The 22,806-nt window shown below is 68.2% G+C and carries 27 protein-coding genes, 1 tRNA gene and 1 pseudogene; 13 read left to right on the forward strand and 16 right to left on the reverse strand.

Annotation, left to right across the window (positions count from 1 at the left end; genetic code table 11):
* Positions 1-10: 10 nt before the first annotated feature.
* Positions 11-373 (forward strand): helix-turn-helix transcriptional regulator, encoded by a 363-nt coding sequence (locus tag EV643_RS45705; RefSeq protein ID WP_238165672.1) that lies wholly within the window; start codon positions 11-13, stop codon positions 371-373.
* A gap of 45 nt (positions 374-418) precedes the next feature.
* On the opposite strand, the gene EV643_RS18735 is transcribed toward EV643_RS45705, so the two are convergent.
* From EV643_RS18735 to EV643_RS18745, 3 genes are read right to left on the reverse strand one after another with little or no spacing between them, the layout of a single operon-like run.
* The gene (locus EV643_RS18735) at positions 419-1,210 is read right to left on the reverse strand and encodes an SCO1664 family protein (protein WP_133801371.1); all 792 of its coding nucleotides are present in this window, start codon (positions 1,208-1,210) and stop codon (positions 419-421) included.
* Complete coding sequence (locus EV643_RS18740; RefSeq protein WP_133801372.1) at positions 1,207-1,782, reverse strand: DUF3090 domain-containing protein; 576 nt, start codon at positions 1,780-1,782, stop codon at positions 1,207-1,209. The genes EV643_RS18735 and EV643_RS18740 overlap by 4 nt, the downstream gene beginning before the upstream one ends.
* A gap of 9 nt (positions 1,783-1,791) precedes the next feature.
* Positions 1,792-2,502: a histidine phosphatase family protein gene (locus tag EV643_RS18745; protein ID WP_133801373.1), complete on the reverse strand. Its 711-nt coding sequence runs from the start codon at positions 2,500-2,502 to the stop codon at positions 1,792-1,794.
* Between EV643_RS18745 and corA the strand changes: the two genes are divergently transcribed.
* Positions 2,501-3,583 carry a magnesium/cobalt transporter CorA gene (gene corA / locus EV643_RS18750; protein WP_133801374.1) on the forward strand — a complete coding sequence of 361 codons (1,083 nt, stop codon included), beginning with the start codon at positions 2,501-2,503 and terminating at the stop codon, positions 3,581-3,583. The genes EV643_RS18745 and corA overlap by 2 nt on opposite strands.
* Before the next feature lie 28 nt (positions 3,584-3,611).
* On the opposite strand, the gene EV643_RS18755 is transcribed toward corA, so the two are convergent.
* Positions 3,612-4,439 (reverse strand): undecaprenyl-diphosphate phosphatase, encoded by an 828-nt coding sequence (locus EV643_RS18755; RefSeq protein ID WP_133801375.1) that lies wholly within the window; start codon positions 4,437-4,439, stop codon positions 3,612-3,614.
* A gap of 6 nt (positions 4,440-4,445) precedes the next feature.
* The gene (locus tag EV643_RS18760; protein ID WP_133801376.1) at positions 4,446-5,504 is read right to left on the reverse strand and encodes an LLM class F420-dependent oxidoreductase; all 1,059 of its coding nucleotides are present in this window, start codon (positions 5,502-5,504) and stop codon (positions 4,446-4,448) included.
* Positions 5,505-5,555: 51 nt separating this feature from the next.
* Here EV643_RS18760 and EV643_RS18765 point away from each other — a divergent pair, with 51 nt between their 5' ends.
* Complete coding sequence (locus tag EV643_RS18765) at positions 5,556-6,497, forward strand: aldo/keto reductase (RefSeq protein ID WP_133801377.1); 942 nt, start codon at positions 5,556-5,558, stop codon at positions 6,495-6,497.
* 20 nt (positions 6,498-6,517) lie between these two features.
* Positions 6,518-6,703 carry a DUF5703 family protein gene (locus tag EV643_RS18770; protein ID WP_133801378.1) on the forward strand — a complete coding sequence of 62 codons (186 nt, stop codon included), beginning with the start codon at positions 6,518-6,520 and terminating at the stop codon, positions 6,701-6,703.
* 9 nt (positions 6,704-6,712) lie between these two features.
* On the opposite strand, the gene EV643_RS18775 is transcribed toward EV643_RS18770, so the two are convergent.
* From EV643_RS18775 to EV643_RS18785, 4 genes and pseudogenes are all read right to left on the reverse strand, one after another.
* A complete protein-coding gene (locus EV643_RS18775; protein WP_202869611.1) occupies positions 6,713-7,717 on the reverse strand; it encodes a LuxR C-terminal-related transcriptional regulator in 1,005 nt (334 codons plus the stop codon).
* A gap of 25 nt (positions 7,718-7,742) precedes the next feature.
* Positions 7,743-8,048, reverse strand: a pseudogene (locus EV643_RS46925) (ester cyclase); the annotation flags it as partial.
* A gap of 41 nt (positions 8,049-8,089) precedes the next feature.
* Positions 8,090-8,212: a hypothetical protein gene (locus EV643_RS46480; RefSeq protein ID WP_255513000.1), complete on the reverse strand. Its 123-nt coding sequence runs from the start codon at positions 8,210-8,212 to the stop codon at positions 8,090-8,092.
* Positions 8,172-9,428, reverse strand: a complete 1,257-nt coding sequence (locus EV643_RS18785; protein ID WP_133801379.1) for an MFS transporter — start codon at positions 9,426-9,428, stop codon at positions 8,172-8,174. The genes EV643_RS46480 and EV643_RS18785 overlap by 41 nt, the downstream gene beginning before the upstream one ends.
* 73 nt (positions 9,429-9,501) lie before the next feature.
* Here EV643_RS18785 and EV643_RS18790 point away from each other — a divergent pair, with 73 nt between their 5' ends.
* Positions 9,502-10,371: a LysR family transcriptional regulator gene (locus tag EV643_RS18790; RefSeq protein ID WP_133801380.1), complete on the forward strand. Its 870-nt coding sequence runs from the start codon at positions 9,502-9,504 to the stop codon at positions 10,369-10,371.
* Between the two features lie 160 nt (positions 10,372-10,531).
* Positions 10,532-11,791, forward strand: coding sequence for an MFS transporter (locus EV643_RS18795; RefSeq protein ID WP_238165659.1), 1,260 nt, complete (start codon positions 10,532-10,534; stop codon positions 11,789-11,791).
* Between the two features lie 8 nt (positions 11,792-11,799).
* Here EV643_RS18795 and EV643_RS18800 read toward each other — a convergent pair whose 3' ends face one another.
* A complete protein-coding gene (locus tag EV643_RS18800) occupies positions 11,800-13,131 on the reverse strand; it encodes a M20/M25/M40 family metallo-hydrolase (RefSeq protein ID WP_133801381.1) in 1,332 nt (443 codons plus the stop codon).
* A 100-nt stretch (positions 13,132-13,231) separates the two neighbouring features.
* On the opposite strand from EV643_RS18800, the gene EV643_RS18805 reads away from it, so the two are divergent.
* The 5 genes from EV643_RS18805 (at position 13,232) to EV643_RS44190 (ending at position 15,924) form a co-directional block, all read left to right on the forward strand.
* Positions 13,232-13,317, forward strand: a tRNA-Leu gene (locus EV643_RS18805).
* Positions 13,318-13,356: 39 nt separating this feature from the next.
* The gene (locus tag EV643_RS18810) at positions 13,357-13,974 is read left to right on the forward strand and encodes a hypothetical protein (protein WP_202869612.1); all 618 of its coding nucleotides are present in this window, start codon (positions 13,357-13,359) and stop codon (positions 13,972-13,974) included.
* Between the two features lie 280 nt (positions 13,975-14,254).
* Positions 14,255-14,767: a fatty acid desaturase family protein gene (locus EV643_RS18815; protein ID WP_370452317.1), complete on the forward strand. Its 513-nt coding sequence runs from the start codon at positions 14,255-14,257 to the stop codon at positions 14,765-14,767.
* Positions 14,764-15,006, forward strand: coding sequence for a hypothetical protein (locus EV643_RS18820; RefSeq protein ID WP_133801382.1), 243 nt, complete (start codon positions 14,764-14,766; stop codon positions 15,004-15,006). Before EV643_RS18815 ends, EV643_RS18820 begins: the two co-directional genes overlap by 4 nt.
* Positions 15,007-15,774: 768 nt before the next feature.
* Positions 15,775-15,924, forward strand: a complete 150-nt coding sequence (locus tag EV643_RS44190) for a hypothetical protein (RefSeq protein WP_166665487.1) — start codon at positions 15,775-15,777, stop codon at positions 15,922-15,924.
* Positions 15,925-16,076: 152 nt separating this feature from the next.
* Here EV643_RS44190 and EV643_RS18825 read toward each other — a convergent pair whose 3' ends face one another.
* Positions 16,077-17,021 (reverse strand): SDR family NAD(P)-dependent oxidoreductase, encoded by a 945-nt coding sequence (locus tag EV643_RS18825; protein ID WP_133801383.1) that lies wholly within the window; start codon positions 17,019-17,021, stop codon positions 16,077-16,079.
* Entirely contained in the window at positions 17,018-18,190 is a 1,173-nt protein-coding gene (locus EV643_RS18830) for an alcohol dehydrogenase catalytic domain-containing protein (protein ID WP_133801384.1), read from the reverse strand. The genes EV643_RS18825 and EV643_RS18830 overlap by 4 nt, the downstream gene beginning before the upstream one ends.
* Positions 18,191-18,255: 65 nt before the next feature.
* Here EV643_RS18830 and EV643_RS18835 point away from each other — a divergent pair, with 65 nt between their 5' ends.
* Complete coding sequence (locus EV643_RS18835) at positions 18,256-18,693, forward strand: SRPBCC family protein (RefSeq protein WP_133801385.1); 438 nt, start codon at positions 18,256-18,258, stop codon at positions 18,691-18,693.
* Positions 18,694-18,900: 207 nt separating this feature from the next.
* Positions 18,901-19,779: an SDR family oxidoreductase gene (locus EV643_RS18840; RefSeq protein WP_133801386.1), complete on the forward strand. Its 879-nt coding sequence runs from the start codon at positions 18,901-18,903 to the stop codon at positions 19,777-19,779.
* A gap of 58 nt (positions 19,780-19,837) precedes the next feature.
* Here the strand turns inward: EV643_RS18840 and EV643_RS18845 are convergent, their stop codons facing one another.
* Genes EV643_RS18845 through EV643_RS18860 form a run of 4 tightly spaced genes read right to left on the reverse strand, consistent with a single transcriptional unit; the run spans position 19,838 to position 22,561 of the window.
* On the reverse strand, positions 19,838-20,791 hold the full coding sequence (locus EV643_RS18845) for a YihY/virulence factor BrkB family protein (RefSeq protein WP_133801387.1): 954 nt from the start codon (positions 20,789-20,791) through the stop codon (positions 19,838-19,840).
* A complete protein-coding gene (locus tag EV643_RS18850) occupies positions 20,791-21,423 on the reverse strand; it encodes a DUF3618 domain-containing protein (RefSeq protein WP_133801388.1) in 633 nt (210 codons plus the stop codon). The genes EV643_RS18845 and EV643_RS18850 overlap by 1 nt, the downstream gene beginning before the upstream one ends.
* Positions 21,399-21,776 carry a phage holin family protein gene (locus EV643_RS18855; RefSeq protein WP_238165660.1) on the reverse strand — a complete coding sequence of 126 codons (378 nt, stop codon included), beginning with the start codon at positions 21,774-21,776 and terminating at the stop codon, positions 21,399-21,401. The genes EV643_RS18850 and EV643_RS18855 overlap by 25 nt, the downstream gene beginning before the upstream one ends.
* A gap of 44 nt (positions 21,777-21,820) precedes the next feature.
* Positions 21,821-22,561, reverse strand: coding sequence for a hypothetical protein (locus EV643_RS18860; protein ID WP_133801390.1), 741 nt, complete (start codon positions 22,559-22,561; stop codon positions 21,821-21,823).
* Positions 22,562-22,806 lie beyond the last annotated feature (245 nt).

Here is a 22,806-nt window from a genome sequence, read left to right on the forward strand (position 1 = left end):
GGTCTGCACGATGCGCGACTGGTTCGAGCAGAAGTCGCCGCCGTGGTACCAGGCTCTGGGCGACGACGTGGTCGGTCCGGTGCTGCAGGCCCTGCACAACTCCCCCGGCGCGCCCTGGACCCTGAACAGCCTGGCCGGAGTCGCCAACGTCTCCAGGACCACGTTGGCCCGTCGCTTCACCGAACTCGTCGGCGAACCGCCACTGGCCTACCTGACGGATCTGCGAATGACGCACGCCGCCGGCCTGTTGACCGAACCCGGCGCGACCGTCCAATCAGTGGCTCGCCAGGTGGGCTACGCCGACGCCTTCAGCTTCAGCACCGCCTTCAAACGCAACCGCGGCACCAGCCCAAGCGCCTACGCAACGGCCTGACGAACCAGTGCCCGGCAACCGCCGAAGAACGTCCGACCCAGGGTTCTAGAACGCCGGCCAGGGAATCGCCGGCCAGTCGTCGCTGGGGAACGGGTACTTGCCCGTCTTGAGCAATGCAGCGCAACGTTCGCGGGTCGCGGTCAGCTCCACGCCGGTGATCAGCTCGCAGAGCTCGGCACCCAGCCGTCCGGCCAGCTCGTCGGCCAGCTTCCGGACGTCCTCGAGAAGCTCCGCCGGGATCGTCTCGCCGGCCCATCCCCACAGGACCGTCCGGAGCTTGTCGTCGGCATTGAAGGTGACCCCGTGGTCCACGCCGAAGATTCGCCCGTCGCCCGGATTCAGGACATGCCCGCCCTTGCGGTCCGCGTTGTTGACCAAGGCATCGAACACCGCCATCCGCCGCAACCCGTCCTGGTCGGCGTGCACCAGCGTGACCGGGTTGTGCCGCCCGTCGAGCGCGTCGAGCACGCCGATCCAGCCCGTCGGCACCCGCCCCTGCGGCACGATGTCCACCAGCTCGGTCTCACCCGCCGGCAGCTCCGCCTCGTCGATCCACAGCTGCACCATGCCCTCGCCGAGCGGCCCGTCCCGCAGCAACGTCGGGGGGACGAGCGACCACCCGAGCGCCTCCGACACGACGTACGCCGCGTACTCGCGCTGGGCCAGGGTGCCGTCGGGGAAGTCCCACAGCGGGCGCTCGCCCTGGACCGGTTTGTAGACCACAGTCGCGCTCTCACCGGAGAGGCTGACGGATCCCTGGAAGGTGCCGTTCGAGGCGGCCACGAGCCGACCGTGCAGGGACAACTCTCCCCTGCTGAGCAGGTCGAGGTCGATCATTCGCGGGTGTGCCTGCGATAGCCGTTGGCGCGGGGACAGATATGGCCGTCCGCATCGATCGGGCGGCCGCAGAAGGGGCAGCTCGGCCGGCCGGACGCGACCAGGGCCACCGCCCGCCGGGCGAACGCGCGGGCCTGCTCCTCGCTGATCCGGACGATGAACACCTCGGCGTCGTCGGACTCCATCGCGGCCGTGACCGGGTCGGACTCCTCCAGCTCGACCTGCTCAGTGGTGACGACGGCGAACACCTCGATCACCACCCGCTCGGCGTCGGCCTCCCAGGCCAGCGTCATGGTGCCGGCCCGGAACTCCTCCTCGATCGGCTGCTCCAGCGGATCGGTGTCCTCTTCCCCGCCCGGCGGCACGGGATCCCGGTCGAACCGCCGGGCCACCTCGTCAAGCATCACGTCCAGCCGCTCCGCGAGGGCCATCACCTGCTCCTTCTCACAGGCGACCGAGGTCAGCCGGGCACCGGCCCGGGCCTGCAGGAAGAAGGTCCGGGCACCCGGTTCACCGACGGTGCCTGCGACGAACCGATCCGGATCGTCATACGAATGCACAACGCGCGCCATACCGAAACCCTATCGCCCGCCCACTACGGCATCAGACGACTGTACTGCGGGCTTGCGGCGACCGCCCTTCGTCTTGGCCGGGGGCTTCGGCATCAACGAGGCCAACTCGCTGCCGGTGTCGTTCAGCCGGACCAGGAACGGCCGGGTCGGGGTGTAGCTGATGATCGTGGTCGACGCGGTGTCCACGACGATCCGCTGGAACGTGTCCAGATGCTGACCGAGCGCGTCCGCCACGATCGCCTTGATCACGTCACCATGTGAGACCGCGACCCAGAGCGCATCCGGTCCGTGGCTGGCCGCCAGCGCCGTGTTGTGCTCGCGGACCGCGTCGACCGCGCGCTGCTGCATCCCGCGCATCGACTCTCCGTTCGGGAACGTGACGGCCGACGGGTGCTGCTGGACGACCGGCCAGAGCGGGTCCTTCATAAGCGCGGACAGCTGCTGCCCGGTCCAGTCGCCGTACCCGCACTCGGTCAGCCGCCGATCCGTTGCCGGACGCAACACCTGGTGGTGCTTGGCGATCGCGGCCGCGGTCTGCTTGCAGCGATCCAGCGGCGAGGTCACGATCGCGGCCAGCGGCAACCCGGCCAGCCGCTCCCCGACCGCGGCCGCCTGCTGCAGCCCGGCCTCGTCCAGCTTGACCCCTGGTGTCCGGCCGGCCAGGACACCGGAGGTGTTCGCGCTGCTGCGACCGTGCCGGACCAGAATCACCGTGGGCATGACCGCACGGTATCCGGTCCGGGCAAGTCCCCGGCAACCACAGTGCAACGACCGCGGCAACCAGGCGATCCCGCGTCCGCAGTACCGGCGGTGCCATCATAGTGCTGTGATCGTCGACTGCGGGGTGTACGCCAAGGGGGAGCGGCAGGACCTGCCCAAGGACCCGGAGACCGTGGCCCAGGCGATCGACGACAACGGCGAGTGCTTCGGCTGGGTCGGCCTGCACGAACCCACTCCGGCCGAGATGCACCGGGTCCAGCAGCTGTTCGACCTGCACGAACTCGCCGTCGAGGACGCGCTGCAGGCTCATCAGCGCCCCAAGGTCGAACGCTTCGGCGACTCGATCGTCGTCGTCCTCCGCACGCTCTGGTACATCGACGAGGAAGACGCCGTGGAGACCGGCCAGGTCAGCGTCTTCGTCGGCAAGCGGTACGTCGTCACCGTGCGGCACGGCGAAGGGGCCCCGCTGTCCACCGCCCGCCAGGAACTCGAGGAACGCGCCTCCGTCCTGGGCCACGGCCCGGCCGCCGTCCTGTGGGCGATCTGCGACTCGATCGTCGACGGCTACGAGTCGGTCGCCGAGCAGGTCGAGGTGGACGTCGACGAGGTGGAGACCTCGGTCTTCTCCGCCGAACGCACCAGCGACGCCGAGCGGATCTACCTGCTCAAGCGTGAGGTGCTCGAGATGCGCCGCGCGATCGGCCCGCTGACCGAGCCGATGGAATCCTTCGCCCACGGCGCGGTCCCACTGATCAGCCCCGAAGCCGCCCCCTTCTTCCGCGACGTCGCCGACCACGTGGTCCGGGTCGCCGACCAGACCGACGCCCTCAACACCCTGCTCAGCTCGGCCCTGAACGCCCACCTGGCCCGCGTCTCGGTCCAGCAGAACGAAGACATGCGCCGCATCGCCGCCTGGGTCGGGATCGCGGCCGCCCTGACCGCGATCGCCGGCATCTACGGCATGAACTTCGACAACATGCCCGAACTCCGCTGGTACTACGGCTACTACGCCTGCCTCACCGTGATGGCCGTCACCAGCACCACCATGTACGCCGCCTTCCGCCGCGCCGGCTGGCTCTAACCCCACCAGCCCGGCGCCGTACCCGTCCTCAGGTCGCCGTGATCGTGCTGGTCGCCAGCAGGATCAAAATGACGATGCCGATCAAAATCCGGTAGAAGGCGAACACCTCGGTCGTGTGCTTCGCCACGAACCGGATCAACCACGCCACCGACGCGTACGCGACCACGAAACTGACAACCGTCCCCACCAGAACCGGCACCAGTCCCACGCTCCCATCCAGCGCATGCGGCAACTCAAACACCGCAGCCCCCACCAGCGCCGGAATCCCCAGCAGGAACGCCATCCGCGTCGCCGCGACCCGATCCAGCCCGCAGAACAACCCGGCCGAGATCGTCGCCCCCGACCGCGAGACCCCTGGGATCAGCGCGAGGCACTGGATCACGCCCATCACGATCGCGTCGATCCAGGTGATCCGCGTCAACGGCCGGTCCTTCCGGCCCATCCGCTCGGCCGCCACCATCACGAACGACCACGCGATCAGCGACCCCGCCACCCACCACAGACTGCGCAGCGGCCCCGCGATGATGTGCCGGCCGAGGAACCCGACGATGCAGATCGGCAGCGACCCGACGATCACGAACCACCCCATCCGGTGGTCGAACTCACCCCGGTACTCCGGATGGCGCAACCCCTTGAACCACGCCACGGCGTACGTCCGGATGTCCTTCCACATGAAGAACACCACGGCCGCGATCGCGCCGAACTGGATCACCGCGGTGAACGCCGTGATCGCCGGGTCGTCGATCTTCTGGCCGAGCATCTTCGACGCGATGGTCAGGTGCCCGGTGCTGGAAACCGGCAGGAATTCGGTGAGCCCCTCGACGATGCCGAGGATGATGGCGTCCCAGATGGACATACGCGGTCAGTCACCGACCCCGGCGAGCTCGAGCGCCTCGGCGACCGTGCGCAACGTGTCGATCCGGGCCTCGACGGTCGGCTCGAAGGGGGTCAGCGCGACGGTGGTCGCGCCCGCCTCGGCGTACGCGGTGAGCTTGTCGGCCATCCGCTCCTTGCCGCCGAGCAGCGAGATCGAGTCGATGAAGCCCTGCGGTACGGCGGCCATCGCCTCCCGGTGCTTCTTGGCCAGATAGAGGTCCTGGACCTCCTTCGCCTCGTCGGCGTACCCCATCCGGACCGCGAGGGCGTTGTAGAAGTTCTTCTCCCGGCTGCCCATGCCGCCGATGTACAGGGCCGTGTAGCCCCGGATCGGGTCGGCGGCCGCGGCGATGTCCTCGCCGGCCACGACCGGGACCGACACCACCGTGTCGAAGCCGTCCAGGCCGAGACCGGGCTGACGGACCTCGCGGCCCGTCCTGATGTGGTTCAACTGCTCTCCCAGATAGGTGGGGTCGTTCAGGATGCCGAGCCAGCCGTCGGCGATCTCGCCGGCCAGTTCGAGGTTCTTCGGCCCGACCGCGGCAAGGTACACCGGGACATGATCGCGGACCGGCCGGATCGTCAGTTTGAGCGGTTTGCCCGGCCCGTCCGGCAGCGGCAGGGTGAAGTGCTCACCTTCGAACGCGACGGTCTCACGGCGCATCGCCGCGTTGACGATCGCCACGTACTCGCGGGTGCGGCCCAACGGCTTGTCGAACCGGACGCCGTGCCAGCCTTCGGACACCTGCGGCCCGGACACGCCCAGGCCGAGCCGGAACCGGCCGCCGGACAGCTTGTCCAGGGTGGCGGCCGTCATCGCGGTCATCGCCGGCGTCCGGGCCGGGATCTGGAACACCGCCGCGCCGACGTCGATGGTCGAGGTCTGAGCGGCGATCCAGCTCAGCAGCGTGGCGGCGTCGGAGCCGTACGCCTCCGCGGCCCAGGTGACCGAGTACCCGAGCCGTTCGGCCTCCCTCACCACCCGCAAGTGATCCAGATGGTCGTCGCCGCCGTAGACGAAGCCGATGTTCAGTCCGAGTCGCATGACAGGCGAGCCTAACGAGCCGTTGTCGGTGCCCCGCAATAGGCTCGGTACATGCAGCAGCGCTATCTCGGTCACAGTGGCCTCGCGGTCAGCAGACTGGGCCTGGGGACGATGTCCTGGGGCCGGGACACCGACGAGCACGAGGCGCGCGAGCAGCTGGCCGCGTTCGTGTCCGCGGGTGGCACCCTGATCGACACCGCCGCGGCGTACGGGGACGGCGACAGTGAGCGGCTGATCGGCAACCTGCTCGGCGACGTGGTCGACCGCGACGACCTGGTGATCGCCACCAAGGCGGGTTTCAGCGTACGGCGGGGCGAGCGGCTCACCGATACCTCCCGTGGCGCCCTGCTCCGCGATCTGGACAGCTCACTCCGCCGGCTCAACGTGGAGCACATCGACCTCTGGCAGTTGCACACCTGGTCCGACGACGTGCCGCTGGAGGAGACGTTGTCGGCGCTGGACCACGCGGTCAACTCCGGCAAGGTCCGGTACGTCGGCATCTCGAACTACGCCGGCTGGAAGTCCGCCCGCGCCGTCACCTGGCAGCAGGCCTGGCCCGGTCGCGCGGTCCCGGTCTCCAACCAGGTGGAGTACTCGCTGCTCGCCCGGGACGCGGAGGCGGACGCCATCCGGGCGGCGGGCGGACTCGGCATCGGCGTACTGGCGTGGTCGCCGCTTGGCCGCGGCGTGTTGACCGGGAAGTACCGGACCGGGATCCCGGCCGACTCGCGGGCCGCATCTCAGCATCTGTCCAGATTCGTCGACCCCTACCTCGATGGACGAGGTTCGGGCATCGTTGAAGCCGTGGCCCGGGCGGCTGACGGGCTCGGCTGGACCCCGCTCGAAGTGGCGCTGACCTGGGTCCGGGACCGGCCCGGCGTGACCGCCGCGATCGTCGGGGCCCGGACGGCGATGCAGCTCAAGTCGGTGCTGGGGACCGAGGAGCTCGCCTTGCCGCCCGCGATCGTGGCGGCGCTGGAGGATGTTTCGTGAAGTAGTGGTGGAGGTGCAGATTGGCCGAATACGAACTGCAGCAGTTCGAGTTGTCCAGGACGGAGTCGCGGGGGGCTGTCCGGCGGCTGCTCACCGAGCACGCCGAGTACGGCGGCTGGGAGCTGGCCCGGCTCCGCCGATATCCCGACGGCACCCGCAGGGTCTGGCTCCGCCGCCGCATCATCAAGGTGATGCGCACGTTCTAGGAGCTCAGCTCAGTGGCCGCCGAGCAGGGTCGCGACGAGCTCGCGGCGGCTGCCGACGCCGACCTTGTCGAAGGCTGCCCGGACATGCTCCTGGACCGTGTGCGGCGACAGGTGCAGCCGCTCGACGATCTGCCGGGTCGAGCAGCCCTGCAGAAGTAGTTCGGTCACCCGTTGCTGTGCCGGAGTGAGACCGTGAACGTCGAGCAGGAACGAGCCGAGCTGCTTGGCCGTGGCCGGCTCGACGACGACGGCGATCTGCTCGCCATCCGCACCCCGCAGCGTCGAGGCATGCACGGCCAGCCATTGCCCGGCTGGTGTTCTCACCTTCAGCACCGGCGCCGCCGAAAGTTCGTGCACTCGCCGTAACTGCGCAGCCGCCGCCCGTACGGCGACCGGCAGCTCGGTCCGTCGTTCCGGATCCAGCTGAGCCAGCCAGTACTCCGCCTCTGTGCTGATCGACACTACGTCCAGCCCCGTATCGAGGACGACCACGCCGGGGCCGACGTCCGTGGATGCCGTGGTCCCGCCCAGCAGGCTCCGGCGCAGTCCCTCGGCCAGGTGCGGGGCGACTCGGCGTACCAGCCGGAGCTCCCGATCGGAGAAGCCGAACTCGGCGTCCTCCCGATGCAGACAGATCACGCCCCAGCACCTGCCGCCCGACACCAGCGCGGCCCGCAACTCGTCGCCGAGCCCGAGGGGCGCCATCACCTCGACGTACCGCGAACTCGCCGACCGATCGCCCCGGGTCGCATGGTCGACCGAGCTGACCGGGTCGCTCGCCTGGGCCAGCTCGGCGAACTTGTTCACGTCGGCCCGGCCGAACTCGTTGGCCATGAACTCCCCGCTTGCCGACCGCAACGGATCGTCGGCGAACGCGCTGGTGAACAACAGCGTGGCCGGGTCGACGGTGGCGAAGAAGGCGGCGTCGACAGTCAGCAGGCCGCGGAGCCGGTCGAGCGTCTCGGCGCGCAGCCGGTCGGTCTCCAGTCCTGCGTAGCAGCGCCGGATCAGCACGTCCAGACGGTTCCAGCGCGACCGCCCGGCCCGTCGGCGCGACCCCCATCACCTCACCCTTCTGGTGCCCAGTCGCGGTGAACCGCTCGACCACGAGATCACCCTCGGCGATCAGGTCGTGCACTTCGCTGTGCCAATCCGGGAAGCCGGCCCGCATCATTGCCCCGGCGACCCGCATCCCCTCCCGGTCGGCGGAGACCCCGAACGGCGGGTCGTGGTTGACGAAGTCCTCGGCGAGGTATGTGTCGACCGCGCCCGGATCCCCCTTGCTGAACAGTCCGTCGATGAAGTCGCGGACGATCCCCTTGTTCTGCTCTGTCGAAGTAGTCATGCCCCGATCGTCCGGCCTCACCGGCGACCGGAGTACCCCGACTAGTTGGGGTTTTGTCCGAGGTCGTGCCGGACCCAGACGTTGGGTTCGACGTACACGGCGTGGTCGTGGCCGTCGACGATGTCAGGCCGCTCGGCCAGCGTGGTGATCACGATCTCGGACATGCCCGGCAGTGTCGCAGGCCGCCGTCTCATCCGCAGCCCGATTTCGCCCCGTCTTTTGCGTACCCGTCGCCAGCACACCCATCGCCACCGCCGCCGTCAGGACGCCCGCGCCGATCAACGTGTGCTCCGCACCAACCACCGCTATCACCGGACCACCGAGCAAGAGTCCCGCCGAACTACTCGCGTTCACCACCACACTCTGCCCCGACAGCAACGTCCGTCGCTCCGCACCCGTCGACGACCTGGTGATCAGTGCCGAGATGGCCGCGATCCCCAGTACGACGGTCGCTCCGGACAACGCAGCCAGTACTGCGACCGCGGCCGGCGTGGTCCACACCCCCATCCCGACCCAGCACAACCCCATGACCGTCCAGGCGAGACTCGAGACGGGCACCGGGGCGAACCGACGGACTACGGCCACCGAGATCACCGTGCCCAGCACCGAGCCCACGCCGTACCCGGACATCCCGGCGGCGAGATAGACGCCCGGTTGGTTGCGCTGGGCACCGATCACCGACAGACCGAGGGTGAACGCGAACCAGGTGAGACAGCCGGTCCCCCGCGCGATCCACCCATACAGGATGTCGCGGCGACCAACCAGGCTGGCCCGGATCGACGGTGTCGCTACCTCGCCGTCGCGGGGTCGATCGGCCTTCACCGAGCACGCGAGTACGCCGGCGGCCAGCACCGTCCCGGCCTCGACCCACAACAACTGGTTGGTGAAGCCCGCCGCGATCGCGAGCGCGCCGATGGGCGGACCGATCACCATGCCCACCCGCCGCAACCCGTCCTGCCAGGTCAGCAGTACGACTGCCTTGTCGGCACCCCACCGATCTCCGGTGTCCGCGAGCAATGCAGAGCGTCCCGGCGTGGACAGGGCGTCGGCACAACCGAGCAGCAGCCCGCTGGCGATCAGCACAGCGGCGTGCAGTACGCCGAGCGCGGCAGCCCCCGGCACCATCGCGAGCGCGACCGCGGAAACCACGGCCACCACGGCCAATCGCGGACCCGAGTCGACCCATTGCCGCGCGCGCCGAGCCCACCAAGGAGACAGCACGACAGGTAGACCGGATGCTCCGCCGGCCAGTCCGGTCGCGGCGACCGAACCCGTCTCGGCCAGCACCACCAACGGCAGCGCGACCTGCGCGATCCGGAAGGCGAGATCCGCCGAACCAGCACCGGCCAACAGAACCAGCGCATCCCGACGGGCTCTCATGCCTTTCATTCTTGGCTGTTCGATACTCGACCGGTAGCCGGCGGCAACTGACCTCATGTCATAGCCTTTCCCTATGGCCTCATCACCGTCGGTCGAGGATCTCCGGCTCGTGCTGGCGATCAGCCGGACCGGCTCGGTCGGGACGGCGGCCCGCGAGCTCCGGATCTCCCAACCGTCGGCCTCCCAGCGCCTGGCCCGGCTGGAGCGCACCTGCGAGGTACGCCTGTTCGAGCGAGACACCCGCGGTGCCAGGCCAACAGTCGCCGGCGCCGAGCTCGCCCAGCGCGCCGAACACATCCTCGGCCACCTCGACGAGGTGTACGCCGCCACCCGCGCCGCGGCTGGCGGGCCTCGGCTGGTGGTCGGCACGTTCGCCAGCCTGGCGCCGATCCTGTTCCCCGTGCTCGACGCATCGCTGGCCGAACTGGACATCGAACAGCAGGTCGATCACGGCCACTTCCTGGTCGAAAAGGTTGCCGAGGGCACCATGGACGCCGCGTTCATCGCGATCGCCGACCAGATGGCGCTCCCCCGCGGTACCGTCACCCGCCCGGTCGGACGGGACGAGCTGGTGCTGTTCGTACCGCCCGGCGTGGCCTTGCCGGGCCGGGGCAAGCAGCCGCTGAAGGACCGCCAGATCCCGTTCTCCACCTACGACCGCGGCGCCGAGGAGATCCGTGCCCGGCTGATCGCTTTTGGCGCACGGGCACGCCATGGCGTCACCCTCGGCACCACCGTCGCCATGGCCCGCCGCAGCTCCCACCTGGCCCTGGTCCCACGGAGCGCGCTGTCGGGTGAGCTCCGCCCGGGCGAACAACTCGTCCCGGCCCCCTTCCGCTACCGCCTCACCCTCAGCCTCGTGACCAGCCCAACCCCACCCGCACGCCTGACCCGCCTACTCCCCCACCTCCGCAAAACGATCAACCTGTCCCGCCCAAGCTGACGGGAACTCAGTGGTTCTGCGGTAGCTGACCTGTTAGCTTGCCCTGAGCCATCCTTCGAGGAGCTGAGAGATGCCCGGTCAACCCTGCACGCGCTGACTCATTCCTGTCACCGCGTGCTGCTCAGATTTGCAGCACGGTAACTCGTTGGGAGTTCTTGCTGTGCTGCCCTCTTCTCTGTGGCGCAACCGTGATTTCCTGAAACTCTGGGTGGGGCAGACCGCCTCACAGTTCGGCAGTCAGGCCGGTCAGGTGACGCTGCCACTCGTCGCCGTCGTCGCGCTCGGCGCGGAAGCCGGCCAACTCGGAGAACTCCGCGCGGCCCAGCAGATCCCGGTTCTGCTGCTGTCGCTCTTCGTCGGCGTCTGGGTGGACCGCTGGCGCGTCCGCACCGTGATGATGCTCGCCGACCTCGCCCGCGCCCTCGTACTGATGGCCATCCCGATCGCCTACCTGCTCGGCGCCCTCGGCGTAGCCCTGCTCTTCGCAGTCGCCTTCGTAGTCGGCGTCTTCACCGTCTGCTTCGACGTCGCATACCAGGCCTCGTTGGTACGACTAGTCGACCGCGACGAGCTCGCCCAGGGCGCCAGCATCCTGGAAAGCAGCAGATCACTGGCCCAAATCGGCGGCCCCGCACTCGGCGGCGGCCTGGTATCTCTGCTGTCCGCGCCCCTCGCGATCATCTCCGGCGCCGTCTTCTTCGCTCTGTCGTCCATCTCCATCAGCCGGATCCACCGCTCCGAGGTCCCAGACCACGGCGGCCCGGCGCACGGCGTACTGAGGTCGATCCGCCAAGGACTCAGCGTCGTGGCCCGGGACCCCTCACTGCGAACCGTGGGGGTCATCTCGGGGATCTTCCAGTTCTCGTTCGCCGCGTTCATGACGATCTACCTCGTCTTCCTCCCGCGCACGCTCGAACTGTCCGGAGCCGCGATCGGCCTCACCCTCGCAGCCTTGGGCCCCGGCGCCCTCCTCGGCTCGCTCCTCGCGGCCACCCTCCCCCGGCGCCTGGGCTACGGCCCAGTCCTGGTCGCCGGAGCCGCCATCGCCGACGCCGCCCTGATCGGCGTCCCGCTACTACACGGCTCAGGCGCGGTGACGATCGTCTTGCTGGTCGCCATCAACTTCACCTTCGGCGTGTTCGGCCAGACCGTCGACGTCTGCGTCGTAGTCGTCCGCCAAACCATCACCCCACTCCACCTCCAGGGCCGAGTAGCCGCCACCATCAACTTCGCCACCCTCGGCCTAGCCCCCATCGGCTCCCTAACCGGCGGCTACCTGGCCGCCCACCTAACCCCCCGCACCGCCCTACTCATCACCGCCCTCGCCCTCCTCTCCTCCCCCACCTGCATGCTCCTATCCCCCCTGTCCCGCCTGGGTCGAACCCTCCCGCTACCTCCTGAAGAGCGGGGGCGGGCGTAGTACCGGGCTCAGGCTTGGGCGAGGAAGCGGTCCAGGACTCGGGAGCCGAATTCGAGGGAGGCGGTGGGGACTCGTTCGTCGATGCCGTGGAACATGCCCATGAAGTCGAGGTCGGGCGGCAGCTGGAGCGGTACGAACCCGAAGCAGCGGATGCCGAGGCGGGACCACGACTTCGCGTCCGTGCCGCCCGACATCAGCAGCGGCGCGGTCCGGCTCTGCGGGTCCTCGGCCGCGAGGCACGCCTTCATCGCCTCGACCAGGCCGCCGCTGAACTCCGTTTCCAGCGCGATGTCCTCGATCACGGTCTCCCGCCGCACCTTGTCGCCGAGCAGTTCGTCGATGGTGGTGAAGAACTCCTCCTCGTACCCCGGCAGGAACCGCCCGTCGACATGCGCCTCCGCGTCGCCCGGGATCACGTTCACCTTGTACCCCGCGCTCAGCATCGTCGGGTTCGCCGTGTTCCGGATCGTCGCCCCGAACATCCGGGTGAAACTACCCAGCGTCGCCAGCGTGGCCGTCATGTCGTCCGGATCCAGCTCGATCCCGAGCACCTCTTCCAGCGTCTCGAGGAACTCCTTCACCGTCGGCGTGATCCGCAGCGGCCACTCGTGGTTGCCGATCCGGGTGACCGCCTCGACCAGGTTCGTCACCGCGTTGTCGTTGTTCACCATCGACCCGTGACCCGCCGTACCGCGGGCCTTGAGCCGCATCCAGTTCATGCCCTTCTCGGCCGTCTCGATCAGGTACAGCCGCAGATCGTCCTGCACCGTGATCGAGAACCCACCCACCTCGCCGATCCCCTCGGTGCAGTCGGCCACCGTGTCCGGGTGGTTCTTCATCAGCCACTGCGCGCCGTACAAGCCGCCGGCCTCCTCGTCCGCCGTGAACACCAACCGCACCGGACGCCGCGGTTTCACCCCAGCCCGCTGCCGAGCCCGGACCACCGACAACACCATCGCGTCGAAGTCCTTCATGTCCACCGCACCCCGGCCCCACACGCACCCGTCGAAGATCTCCCCCGCGAACGGGTCCACCTTCCAGTCCTTCGGATCAGCCGGTACGACGTCCAGGTGCCCGTGCACGAGCAGGGGATCCGCTCCCTCGTCCTCGCCTTCCCAGTGCGCCACCAACGTTGCCCGCCCCGGCTCGGACTCGTAGATCGTCGACTCGATCCCGACCTCATCCAGCTTCGCCGCCACGTACTCCGCGGCCCCCCGCTCACCGTTGCTCTTCCCGTTCCCGTAGTTCGTCGTATCGAACCGGATCAGGTCACTGCACAGCCCCACCACCTCCGCGTCCGGGCGGTACGGCGGTCGGTCGGGGGTCGTCGGAGAAGTCATGCCCCCATCCTCCCCTGCCCGATGTGAATTTCACCCGTGGGGTTTGCTAAGGTTCTCCGGTCAGCGTCACTCCGGCCCACCCGGAGCGACCAGACCACTCGTCCGGGTGGCGGAATAGGCAGACGCGCTAGCTTGAGGTGCTAGTGCCCTTCGCGGGGCGTGGGGGTTCAAGTCCCCCCTCGGACACTGGAACAACTGTTTCAGCTAGAGAAGGCGGCACGCTCTGTGCCGCCTTTTGTCATTGAGGACTGCACCGGCCGACCGCGGTTTGCGACCCGCCAGCGCAGTCAACTTGCCCTCGGCGATCGCATCAGCTCGTACCGCCGGGGAGCTGGAGCTCTGGGACGTCATCAGCCGCAGCTGTACGTCCCGTTCCACGCCGACGGGATCATCAGCCAGTTCGAGGGCTACAGCAAGCTGGAGGACCTGGACTGGGACGGCGACCAGCGCCGGTACGGCGACATTCACCGGCTCGACCGAATCCTGGAGGCCGAAGGTGATACGCCCAACCGCTACATGATCTCCAAGCAGGCAGACACGCTCATGCTGTTCTACCTGCTCTCCGCGGAGGAGCTCACGGTGCTCTTCGAACGGCTCGGCTACTCGTTCGATCCCGCCGACCAGATTCCCCGAACCATCGAGTACTACCTGAGCCGGACCGCGCACGGGTCGACACTCTCCCGCCTGGTGCACTCCTGGGTTCTCGCCCGGCTCGACAGGCGCCGGTCGTGGGAGTTCTTCCTCGACGCGCTGCACAGCGACGTCGAAGATGTCCAGGGCGGAACCACCGCCGAGGGATACACCTTGGCGCCATGGCCGGCACCGTCGACCTCGCCCAGCTGACCCCGCGCCTACCAAGGACTTTCGGTCCGTTGTCGGTGCCACGAGGTTGTCGACGCCGTACGTGGACAGGTCAGCGAAGCGGCACCGTCCGCGGGGCATTGCCGACAATCAGCACATCCGTGGTGATCAGTGCGCCTCCTCGGTGGTGGCGAGCACCAGGTCGTAGTGGACGGTGTAGTAGGGCTGGTCGGGGGTCGCGCCGTCGGGAGCCGGCGTCCCGGCCGCGTGTTCGCTGCTCACCCTCGAAGGAATCAGCCTGAAGATCTCCAGCATCACCTACCTGCTCGGCCGCCGGCGGCGCCGCGAAGCCACACTCGAGCTCGGCCTGATCGCCGTCCACCTGACCGGGTACTTCGGTGGACTCCTCCTCATCATGTCGCCCCAGAAAGCGATCGTCTTCGCCGTACTCCACCATGCCCTGTTCGGGCTGCATCTCGGCAGCGTCTTCGCCCCGAACCACAAGGGCATGGAGATGCCCGACGGTGACACCCGATGGGGACACCTCGAGAAGCAGGTCCGCACATCCCGAAACGTCAACGGCAACCCGGTCACCGACTGGCTGATGGGCGGCCTGAACTGCCAGATCGAACACCACCTGTTCCCGAACATGCCCCGCGCCAACCTGCGCCACGCCCAAGGCGCCGTCCGCGCCTACTGCCAGCACGTCGGAGTCCCCTACCTGTCCACCGGCATCGTCGACTCCTACGCCCAAGGACTGCGCCACATGCACGAAGTCGGCCAGCAACTACGCCACCCGACCGCCGTCTCGGCAGCAACCACTCAAGCCTCATGAGCGCGCAGCGCAACAGCCCCGACGATCGACCCGACCACGATCTACACCGACTGGATCACCTTCAGCTGCCGGCTCACGTGAGTGTGTGGGTGCACGGTGCCTGGCGTCCCGGATGGCTTATCGCCTGTGACAACCAGACGTCCGGCTGGCACGGCCTCGTCCAGTACCAGGACGAGCACCACGCCGAGATCACCGCATGGATGGCGGCCGAACAGATCATTCCCGGCGGCGACCGATAGCCAGCCGACACCGCGCACGCGTTGGACGCACACACCCCCGGCGATGGGCATGCCTGGCTGGACCTGTCCTCCGACTGGGAACGCGTCGGCCCAGCGATCACCGAAGCCCTCCTTACCCCGTTTCCTCCCATCCGAGCGGGGACCGATCTGCTCAGCCACCTGTTGGGCCCGCGGGGCCTGAAGCGGCTGCGGCTTCTCATCGGCCCGGTTCGGTCCGTCGGCGACAAACAGTTCGCGGGCGAAGCCGCCAAGTTGCTGGTAGCAACCAATTCCCAACAGGCGGACATCGCGCCGACCACCCCGGGCTCGGGACTGATGGGCTGGCTGCTGGTCATGATCGCCCAGCAGTACGGATACCCTGTCCCCCGCGGCGGCGCCGGACGCCTGTCACAGGCACTGGCCGACCGCTTCACGGCCGGCGGCGGCACGATCGTTTGCCAGGCCCCGTGTCGACCAGATCGTCATCCGCGACGGCCGGGCCGTCGCAGTACGGACTGCCGACGGCAGAGAGTACTCCGCCAGCCGCGCGATTCTCGCCGACGTCCCGGCACCTGCTCTCTACTGTCATCTGATCCCACGGCAAGACCTGCCCTCGCACGTTTGGCAACGGTTGCGGTTCTTCAAGTGGGACCCCGACGACGGCCGATCCGAGCCGTTCTCCGGCCGGCACCGAGTCGGCCTGGGCCTACACGCACGTACCGCAACGGATCCGCGGCGATGCCCCGCGGCAGGATCAACGGCGACTGGGATCCCGCGGACACTGCGGCGATGACCGAACGGATCGAGACTAAGATCGAGGAGTACGCCCCGGGCTTCACCGACAGGATCACCGCCCGCCGGGTTCTCACATCGCCGGAGCTGGAGCGGCGCGACGCAACCTCGTCGGCGGCGCGGTCAACGGCGGGACCTCGGGCCTGAGGCAAGAACTCGTACTCCGCCCGATGCCTGGCCTAGGCCGGGCCGAAACGGCCATCAAGTCGCTCTACCTCGCCTCCTCCTCGGCTCACCCTGGAGGTGGAGTACACGGCGTGTGGTTCCAACGCAGCCCGCGCCGCACTCCTCCACGCCCGCTAACTGCGAACCGTCTTCCAGCCGGCGGCAACCAGAACGGAGGCCACCGCTGTACCGCCTATGGCCCGCAGCCAATGCCGCCCCCAGCGACCGTACTCTCCGTCGCCAGCTGGGCAGGGGACCATGACGTTGCCCGGGTGCGGGCCGATCTCCTCGCGAGACAGCGCTCCGGCCCTCATCAGCGGAGTCACCAGGACGTCGAAGAACGCAGGCAGGTTGCGGAAACCGAACACGGTGAGGCCGTTTGCCACCCCGACAGACACCGAGCGGCTGGGACGGTCGGCCAGACGGAGGATCCGCCGAGCGACCTTCTCCGGCGGATCGATCGGAGGCGGCGGACGACCGATCCGGCCGGCATAGTTCGCGGCCTGCGAGTACGCAGGGGTGTTCACCGACCCCGGCCAGACGAGCGCGACCTCGACCCCGGGATCGGATCTGACTTCGATCTGCCACGAGCGGGTCAAACCGTGGACAGCCCACTTGCTGGCGACGTACGCACTCAGGTACGGCGTTGCGATCATCCCCAGCAAGGAGCCGACCACGATCAACGTGCCACCCCCTTGGCGCCGGAATCCGTGCAGAGCCGAGCGTCCGACGTTCGCCGTGCCCCGGACGTTGACACAGACCACTTGGTCAAAGATGTCGCTCGGAACGTCCTCGAACCGTCCATACGCCAGGACTGCCGCGGCGTGGACGACAACATCGACCCTTCCGAAGCGCCGCTCCGCAGCCTCCATCAGCGCATCGACCTCCGCAGCCTGCAACACGTCCGTCGGCACGGCCAGTACGTCGCCGCCGTCGGCCGTGCAGAGCCTCGCCGCAACCGCGAGGCTGTCCGACGAGCGCCCGGCCAGCACCAGCCGAGCGCCTTGCCGAGCGAACGCCCGCGCTGTCGCGAGTCCGATACCACTCGAGGCCCCGGTTACCACGACGACTCGGGTCACGGCGTCAACAGCACCTTCACAGCACCGTCCTGCTTCTTCTGGAACATCTCGTAAGCCGCCGGGCCTTCTGACAGCGGAAGCCGATGAGTCGCGAATCCGTCGACACCTAGTGGGTCCTCGTCACTCAACAGCGGCAGGATGTCGTCGACCCACCGACGTACGTTGGCCTGCCCCATCCTGAGCTGGATCTGCTTGTCGAACATCGTCAACATCGGCAGCGGATCGGCCGCACCGCCGTACACGCCGCTCAACGAGATCGTGCCGCCGCGGCGGACCAGCTCGATCGCGAGGTAGAACGCCGCAAGCCGGTCAACACCGACAGTCTCCATCATCTTCTCGGCGATCCCATCCGGGAGAAGTCCGACAAGCTTGTGCGCGGCCTGCGCCTTCGGCGATCCGTGCGCTTCCATGCCGACGGCATCTATCACGGAGTCCGCACCACGACCATCGGTGAGCTGGTGCACCTGCTCGGCGACCTCGTCGGAGTACTCGAGGATCTCGACGCCGCGGTCCTGGGCGCGCTTGAGTCGCTCAGGCACCAGATCGATCCCGATGACCCGATACCCGCGGTGCAGCCCAATCCTGGCCGCCATCTCTCCGATCGGTCCGAGACCGATGACCGCCAAAGTTCCACCATCCGGCACGCCCCCGTACTCGACTGCCTGCCAGGCGGTCGGCAGCACGTCGGACAGGAAGACAAAACGATCGTCCGCCGGGCCGGCAGGCACCACGATAGGCCCGTATTGCGCCTGCGGCACACGCAGATACTCGGCTTGACCGCCGGGCACCTGCCCATAGAGTCTCGTGTAGCCGAAGAGCGCTGCGCCCATCCCCTCGTCACGAACCTGGGTGGTCTCGCACTGCGACTGCAAGCCACGGTCGCACATGTAGCAGCGGCCGCAGGCGATCCCGAAGGGAATGACCACCCGGTCTCCCGCCGTCAGGTTCGTCACCTCCGCCCCGGTCTCGACCACGATGCCCATCGGCTCATGCCCCAGCACGTCACCTGGCTCCAGGTATGGGCCCATCACCTCGTACAAGTGGAGGTCCGATCCGCAGATCCCGGTCGACGTGACCTCGATGATGGCGTCCGTCGGCTCCTGTATTGCCGGATCCGGTACATCTGAATACTCGATCTTCCGCTTTCCCTGCCATGTCAAAGCTTTCATGCCCCCTGGTACCCCGAATGCCGACGGCGAACCGGTAGCGGTTGCTCGCTGGGTACCGGTTGTGAATGAGCGAGAACGAGCGTCTGATCCATGCGTCCGTCGAGGACGTCTTCGCCGTACTCACCGACGGATGGAGCTACGCGTCCTGGGTGGTCGGCGCTTCTCGAATCCGCGACGTCGAGGCCGGCTGGCCACAGCCCGGGCACAGCATCCACCACTCCGTCGGCGTCTGGCCCTTGCTCATCGATGACGCCACCACGGTCGAGCAGTACGAGCCCCTGCGCCTGCTCCGACTGAAGGTCCGCGCCTGGCCGACCGGTGAAGGAATTGTCGACTTCGTGGCGAACGACCAGGACGGCCAGTGCCACCTGATCATGCGTGAACACACCTCGAAAGGGCCGGCTACACTCATTCCGGACGCGGTGATCGACCCTGTCCTGCACCTGCGTAATGCAGAGACTCTCGAACGTTTGGCGCTGCTGGCCGAGGGCCGCAACTCTTAGCCGATCGAACTGTCGCGAAGGCTCGCTCTCCCTCGGCGATGTGTGTGCTGGGCTGTCCTCGTTCGCACAGTCGCCGTTGAAGGGATGCATGGATCGCGGCGGCGCGGGTACCCAAAGCGCGCACGGACCGAGTTCGTGCTGGGTGGCTCCCGGTCCAAGGCGGACGCCTGTCGGGAGCCGCCTGTGCCGGACGACGGAAGGCAGACGATGAGCACAGATCCGCGCAACCGGTACCCCGGACCCGAGCAGCAGGAGCCCGATCAGCAGGAGCACCCCGGGCACAGCGCCGCGATGAACCCCGAGCCCGACTACGGCGAACAGACCTACCGAGGCAACGGCAAGCTCGCCGGGCGACGAGCCCTCATCACCGGAGGCGACTCCGGCATCGGACGTGCGGTCGCCCTCGCCTACGCCCGGGAAGGTGCCGACGTGATGATCTCCCACCTTGCCGCCGAGGAGGCCGACGCCCGCGAGACCTGCCGCCTGGTCAGAGACGCCGGGAGTACGGCGGCCTCACTGGCCGGAGACATCCAGGACGAGGCACACTGCCGACGACTGGTCGACCAGTGCGTCGAAGAGCTCGGCGGGCTCGACATCCTGGTCAACAACGCCGCCTACCAGATGTCCCGCGACAGTATCGCCGACATCTCGACCGAACAGTTCGACCAGGTCATGAAGACCAACGTCTACGCGATGTTCTGGCTCTGCAAGGCTGCCCTTCCACACCTGTCGGAAGGATCGGCGATCATCAACACCACTTCCATCCAGGCCTACGAACCTTCGCCGAACCTGCTCGACTACGCGACCAGTAAGGCCGCCATTCTCAACTTCACCAAGGGACTGGCACAGGAGCTTGCACCCAAAGGCATTCGCGTCAACGCCGTCGCACCCGGCCCGATCTGGACACCTCTCATCCCGGCCACCATGCCGGCGGAGAAGGTCGGCGAATTCGGCGCCGACACCCCACTCGGTCGCGCCGGGCAACCCGCCGAACTCGCACCGGCCTACGTCTTCCTCGCCTCCGACGACTCCACGTACATCACCGGCGAACGCATCGGCGCCACCGGCGGCCGACCACTCCCCTGATCCACGCCGACGACCACCGGTACAGGCCAGGCACTCAACGCGAACGAGAGCAATTGACCTACGACCGCGGGGCGGAGTCGGCCTTGACGGCGTTTCGCTCGCCGAGAGGACGAGGCTCCCCCTTCGTGGTGTCCCGCGCCGTCTGCTGCTCGGCCTCCGCATTGATCTCGGCTCCGAGCAGTACGGCGTACGCGGTGAGCCACAGCCACAACATCAAGACCACCACCGCGGCCAGACTGCCGTACGTCTTGGCATAGTTGCCGAACGTCTCGACATAGATCGAGAAGCCGATCGATGCGATCAGCCAGATGACGGTGGCGATGACGGCTCCCGTGGACACCCAGCGGATGCGCGGCGCGTCCCGATCCGGCCCCAGCCGGTAAATGACGGCAAGCGCCACCGTGATCAGAACAACGGCGAGTGCCAGTCGTGCCACCTCCAGCAGGATCCGAACTGGCGTTGCCACGTCGTTCCCGATCGCCGCGCCGGCCGCGAACAGGCCGACCGCGAGCAGGACGAAGACGATCGCGCCCAGGGTCATGCCCAGAGCCAGTAGCTTCCGGCGGACGAACCCGCGCGTCTCCTCCTCGTCGTACGCGAGGTTCACCGCAGTGAGCAGGTACCCCACGCCTCCGGACGCGCTCCACAGCGCGGCCGCCACGGCGACCGCGACGCCGATCCCCAACCCCTGCCGCGGCGCCGAGGTCAGAGCGTCGAGCTGTTGGAGCAGCAGATCGCGTCCTGACGCCGGCATGGCTGCGGTCAGGTCCTTGGCCTGGTCGCGGATCTTTGCCGGATCCGCAACCAGCCCGTAGGCCAGCACCGCGGCGACGACGGCCGGAAACAGCGAGAGGAACGCGAAGAACGCGACGCCGGCCGCAAGCAGCGGAACCTGGTCGGCCTTGGCCTCAGCCCAGGCTCGCCGGATCACCTGCCACCAGCCGGTCGCCGGAATCTCCGTCGGCTTGTCGGCATCCACTCCTGGAACGTCCAGCCGTCGCTCGCCGCTCATCAGCCCGAGGTACCGGCCTGGCGGACGTTGTCCGTCGAGTCCTTCGCGCCGTCCGCCACCTGCTGAGCCGCCGACCGGCCCTCGTCCGCCACCTCGGTTGCTGCCTGAGATGCGGACTGCTTGACGTTGTCGACCGCCTGCTGGCCCGGCTCCTGTAGATTTTCCTTGACCTCTCGGGCCAGCTGTGCGGCCTGCTCCTTCACAGGACCGGCGGCCTCCATCGCCTTGTCCTTGGTCTGCCGTGCCAGCTCGCGTTCCCGCGTCGAAGCAGGGAGTACGGCGGCCACGACCCACCCCGCCCCGAAGGCGATCATGCCGGCGGCCAGCGGCGTACCGCGGGTCCGCGCGCGAGCCATGTCCGGTGCTGAACCGACAGCGTCACCGACCTTGCTACCCGCGTCCTGCACCGTCGACACTGCCGAACCCGCGGTGTCGCTCATCGATCCGCCGACCGACTCCGCCGAGCCCATCACGTGCTCCTTCAGCCGGTGGACCCCGCCGCGGGCCCGGTCGACCCGCCGGCCGATGACGCGACTGGGGCTGACCTTCTCCGTCAGGGCGTCGACGTCGCGGCCCACGTCGCGCCGCGTCTGCTCGATGTTCCGCTTCAGCTCTTCCGGGTCTTCAGCCATTTCGCGTCCTCCTTGAGTGATTCGACCGTTTCGTCGGGTTTCGGGTTGACCTCCTGAAGCTCCTTGCGTCCCTTCGCCGCCAGAACGGCGGCGACGACCGCCCAGATAGCGGCGACGATAAGCGCTGCCCAGATGAGATCCATTGCCTCGTCCAGAGCCCACATCACGGTGAAGGAAAGGAAGAGGGCCATCAGCCAGCCGGCGAAGGCCGCGCCGCCGAGCATGCCCGCGCCCTTGCCCGCCTTCTTCGCCTCCGTCTGGAGCTCGGCCTTGGCCAGCGCCAGCTCCTGGCGGGTCAGCTGTCCCAGATCGGTGGTCAGCTGGGAGACCAGCTCACCGACCGACTCGTCCATCGACAGCCGCGCCCGACCACTGTCGGGTGGTGATCCGCTGACGGTCATCTCAGCGCCTCGTTCGATCCCGGCCCGATCCTGGGCGTGACCGGTGCTCCCGGATCCGGGTCGGGCGCTACCGGCGTGGGCGCCGGAGGTGGCGCCGAGGTCGGCGCGACCGGTGGGGCGTTCACCGGTGCCGGGGGCGGTGCGACGAGATAGTCGTCGGCGGCAGCCCCTCCGACCGACTGCTCCGGCATACCGACGCCGCTCGGCGAGCCGGTGTTGCTCGGCGTACCGGTGCCGCCTGCTGCCAAGGAACGCGTGAGGCGGCCGGCTACAACGCCGGCGGCCACGGCTGCCAGCAGGAACGTGCCTGGCTTGCGCCGCGCGAAACCGCGGACCTCTTCCAGCAAGTCGCCAGGCTCGTGCTTCTGTAGAAAGTCCGCGGCCTGATCCGTGAAGTCGGCACCTTGCCGCGCCAGCTGAGCCCCCAGGCCGGATTCACCGTGCTCGGCCATCCCGCGCAGCTCGTCGCTCACCGAACGAAGGCCGTTGGTGGCCCGTTCCTCCTGCTGGCCAGCCTGCCCGACCAACTCCTCCCGCGTCTGGCTGGCCAGCCGCCGGGCCTGCTCACGGGCATCCAACGTCACGTCCGATGCCTTCTCCTTGACGGTCCCCGCAACCTGGCGAGTGGCCTCGACCGACGTCTCATTCAGCTGCCCGGCTTCCTCCCGGGCAGCCTCGGTCACGCCTTCTGCTGGTGGACTCTCGGCGTCCACCCGATGATTCGTCGTATGCGTCATGTGACGGCTCCTTCCAGGAGCATTGATTGACTTTGCGAGACCCGCGGTTGATCCGCCGTACGAGAAGGACGGCGACATGCGTCGAGGGGGTGGCCTGCTCATGCCAGAGGGCGCAGCATCTCTGCGCAACAAGGACTTCCTGAAATGGCACTTGTCCGTACCACACCACTGAAACCAGACGCCCGGTACCCGCAGCCAAACAGACAGTCCGAGCGGTTGATTGGTGGTGGATGTCATCTGACGCC

The organism is Kribbella caucasensis (genome assembly GCF_004361855.1).
Lineage (GTDB): Bacteria > Actinomycetota > Actinomycetes > Propionibacteriales > Kribbellaceae > Kribbella > Kribbella caucasensis.

Excerpts from the sequence above, each read along its gene's own strand:
- EV643_RS18765 (WP_133801377.1), top strand. The coding sequence starts at position 5,556 with ATGCAGCAGCGCTATCTCGGTCACAGTGGCCTCGCGGTCAGCAGACTG.
- corA (WP_133801374.1), top strand. The coding sequence starts at position 2,501 with ATGACCGCACGGTATCCGGTCCGGGCAAGTCCCCGGCAACCACAGTGC.
- EV643_RS18860 (WP_133801390.1), bottom strand. The coding sequence starts at position 22,561 with ATGACGCATACGACGAATCATCGGGTGGACGCCGAGAGTCCACCAGCA.
- EV643_RS46480 (WP_255513000.1), bottom strand. The coding sequence starts at position 8,212 with ATGTCCGAGATCGTGATCACCACGCTGGCCGAGCGGCCTGACATCGTC.
- EV643_RS18740 (WP_133801372.1), bottom strand. The coding sequence starts at position 1,782 with ATGGCGCGCGTTGTGCATTCGTATGACGATCCGGATCGGTTCGTCGCA.
- EV643_RS18790 (WP_133801380.1), top strand. The coding sequence starts at position 9,502 with ATGGCCTCATCACCGTCGGTCGAGGATCTCCGGCTCGTGCTGGCGATC.
- EV643_RS18840 (WP_133801386.1), top strand. The coding sequence starts at position 18,901 with ATGAGCACAGATCCGCGCAACCGGTACCCCGGACCCGAGCAGCAGGAG.
- EV643_RS18745 (WP_133801373.1), bottom strand. The coding sequence starts at position 2,502 with ATGCCCACGGTGATTCTGGTCCGGCACGGTCGCAGCAGCGCGAACACC.
- EV643_RS18735 (WP_133801371.1), bottom strand. The coding sequence starts at position 1,210 with ATGATCGACCTCGACCTGCTCAGCAGGGGAGAGTTGTCCCTGCACGGT.
- EV643_RS18755 (WP_133801375.1), bottom strand. The coding sequence starts at position 4,439 with ATGTCCATCTGGGACGCCATCATCCTCGGCATCGTCGAGGGGCTCACC.
- EV643_RS44190 (WP_166665487.1), top strand. The coding sequence starts at position 15,775 with ATGACCGAACGGATCGAGACTAAGATCGAGGAGTACGCCCCGGGCTTC.
- EV643_RS18785 (WP_133801379.1), bottom strand. The coding sequence starts at position 9,428 with ATGAGAGCCCGTCGGGATGCGCTGGTTCTGTTGGCCGGTGCTGGTTCG.
- EV643_RS18760 (WP_133801376.1), bottom strand. The coding sequence starts at position 5,504 with ATGCGACTCGGACTGAACATCGGCTTCGTCTACGGCGGCGACGACCAT.
- EV643_RS18820 (WP_133801382.1), top strand. The coding sequence starts at position 14,764 with ATGAGCGCGCAGCGCAACAGCCCCGACGATCGACCCGACCACGATCTA.
- EV643_RS18845 (WP_133801387.1), bottom strand. The coding sequence starts at position 20,791 with ATGAGCGGCGAGCGACGGCTGGACGTTCCAGGAGTGGATGCCGACAAG.
- EV643_RS45705 (WP_238165672.1), top strand. The coding sequence starts at position 11 with ATGCGCGACTGGTTCGAGCAGAAGTCGCCGCCGTGGTACCAGGCTCTG.
- EV643_RS18850 (WP_133801388.1), bottom strand. The coding sequence starts at position 21,423 with ATGGCTGAAGACCCGGAAGAGCTGAAGCGGAACATCGAGCAGACGCGG.
- EV643_RS18835 (WP_133801385.1), top strand. The coding sequence starts at position 18,256 with ATGAGCGAGAACGAGCGTCTGATCCATGCGTCCGTCGAGGACGTCTTC.
- EV643_RS18830 (WP_133801384.1), bottom strand. The coding sequence starts at position 18,190 with ATGAAAGCTTTGACATGGCAGGGAAAGCGGAAGATCGAGTATTCAGAT.
- EV643_RS18855 (WP_238165660.1), bottom strand. The coding sequence starts at position 21,776 with ATGGACGAGTCGGTCGGTGAGCTGGTCTCCCAGCTGACCACCGATCTG.
- EV643_RS18800 (WP_133801381.1), bottom strand. The coding sequence starts at position 13,131 with ATGACTTCTCCGACGACCCCCGACCGACCGCCGTACCGCCCGGACGCG.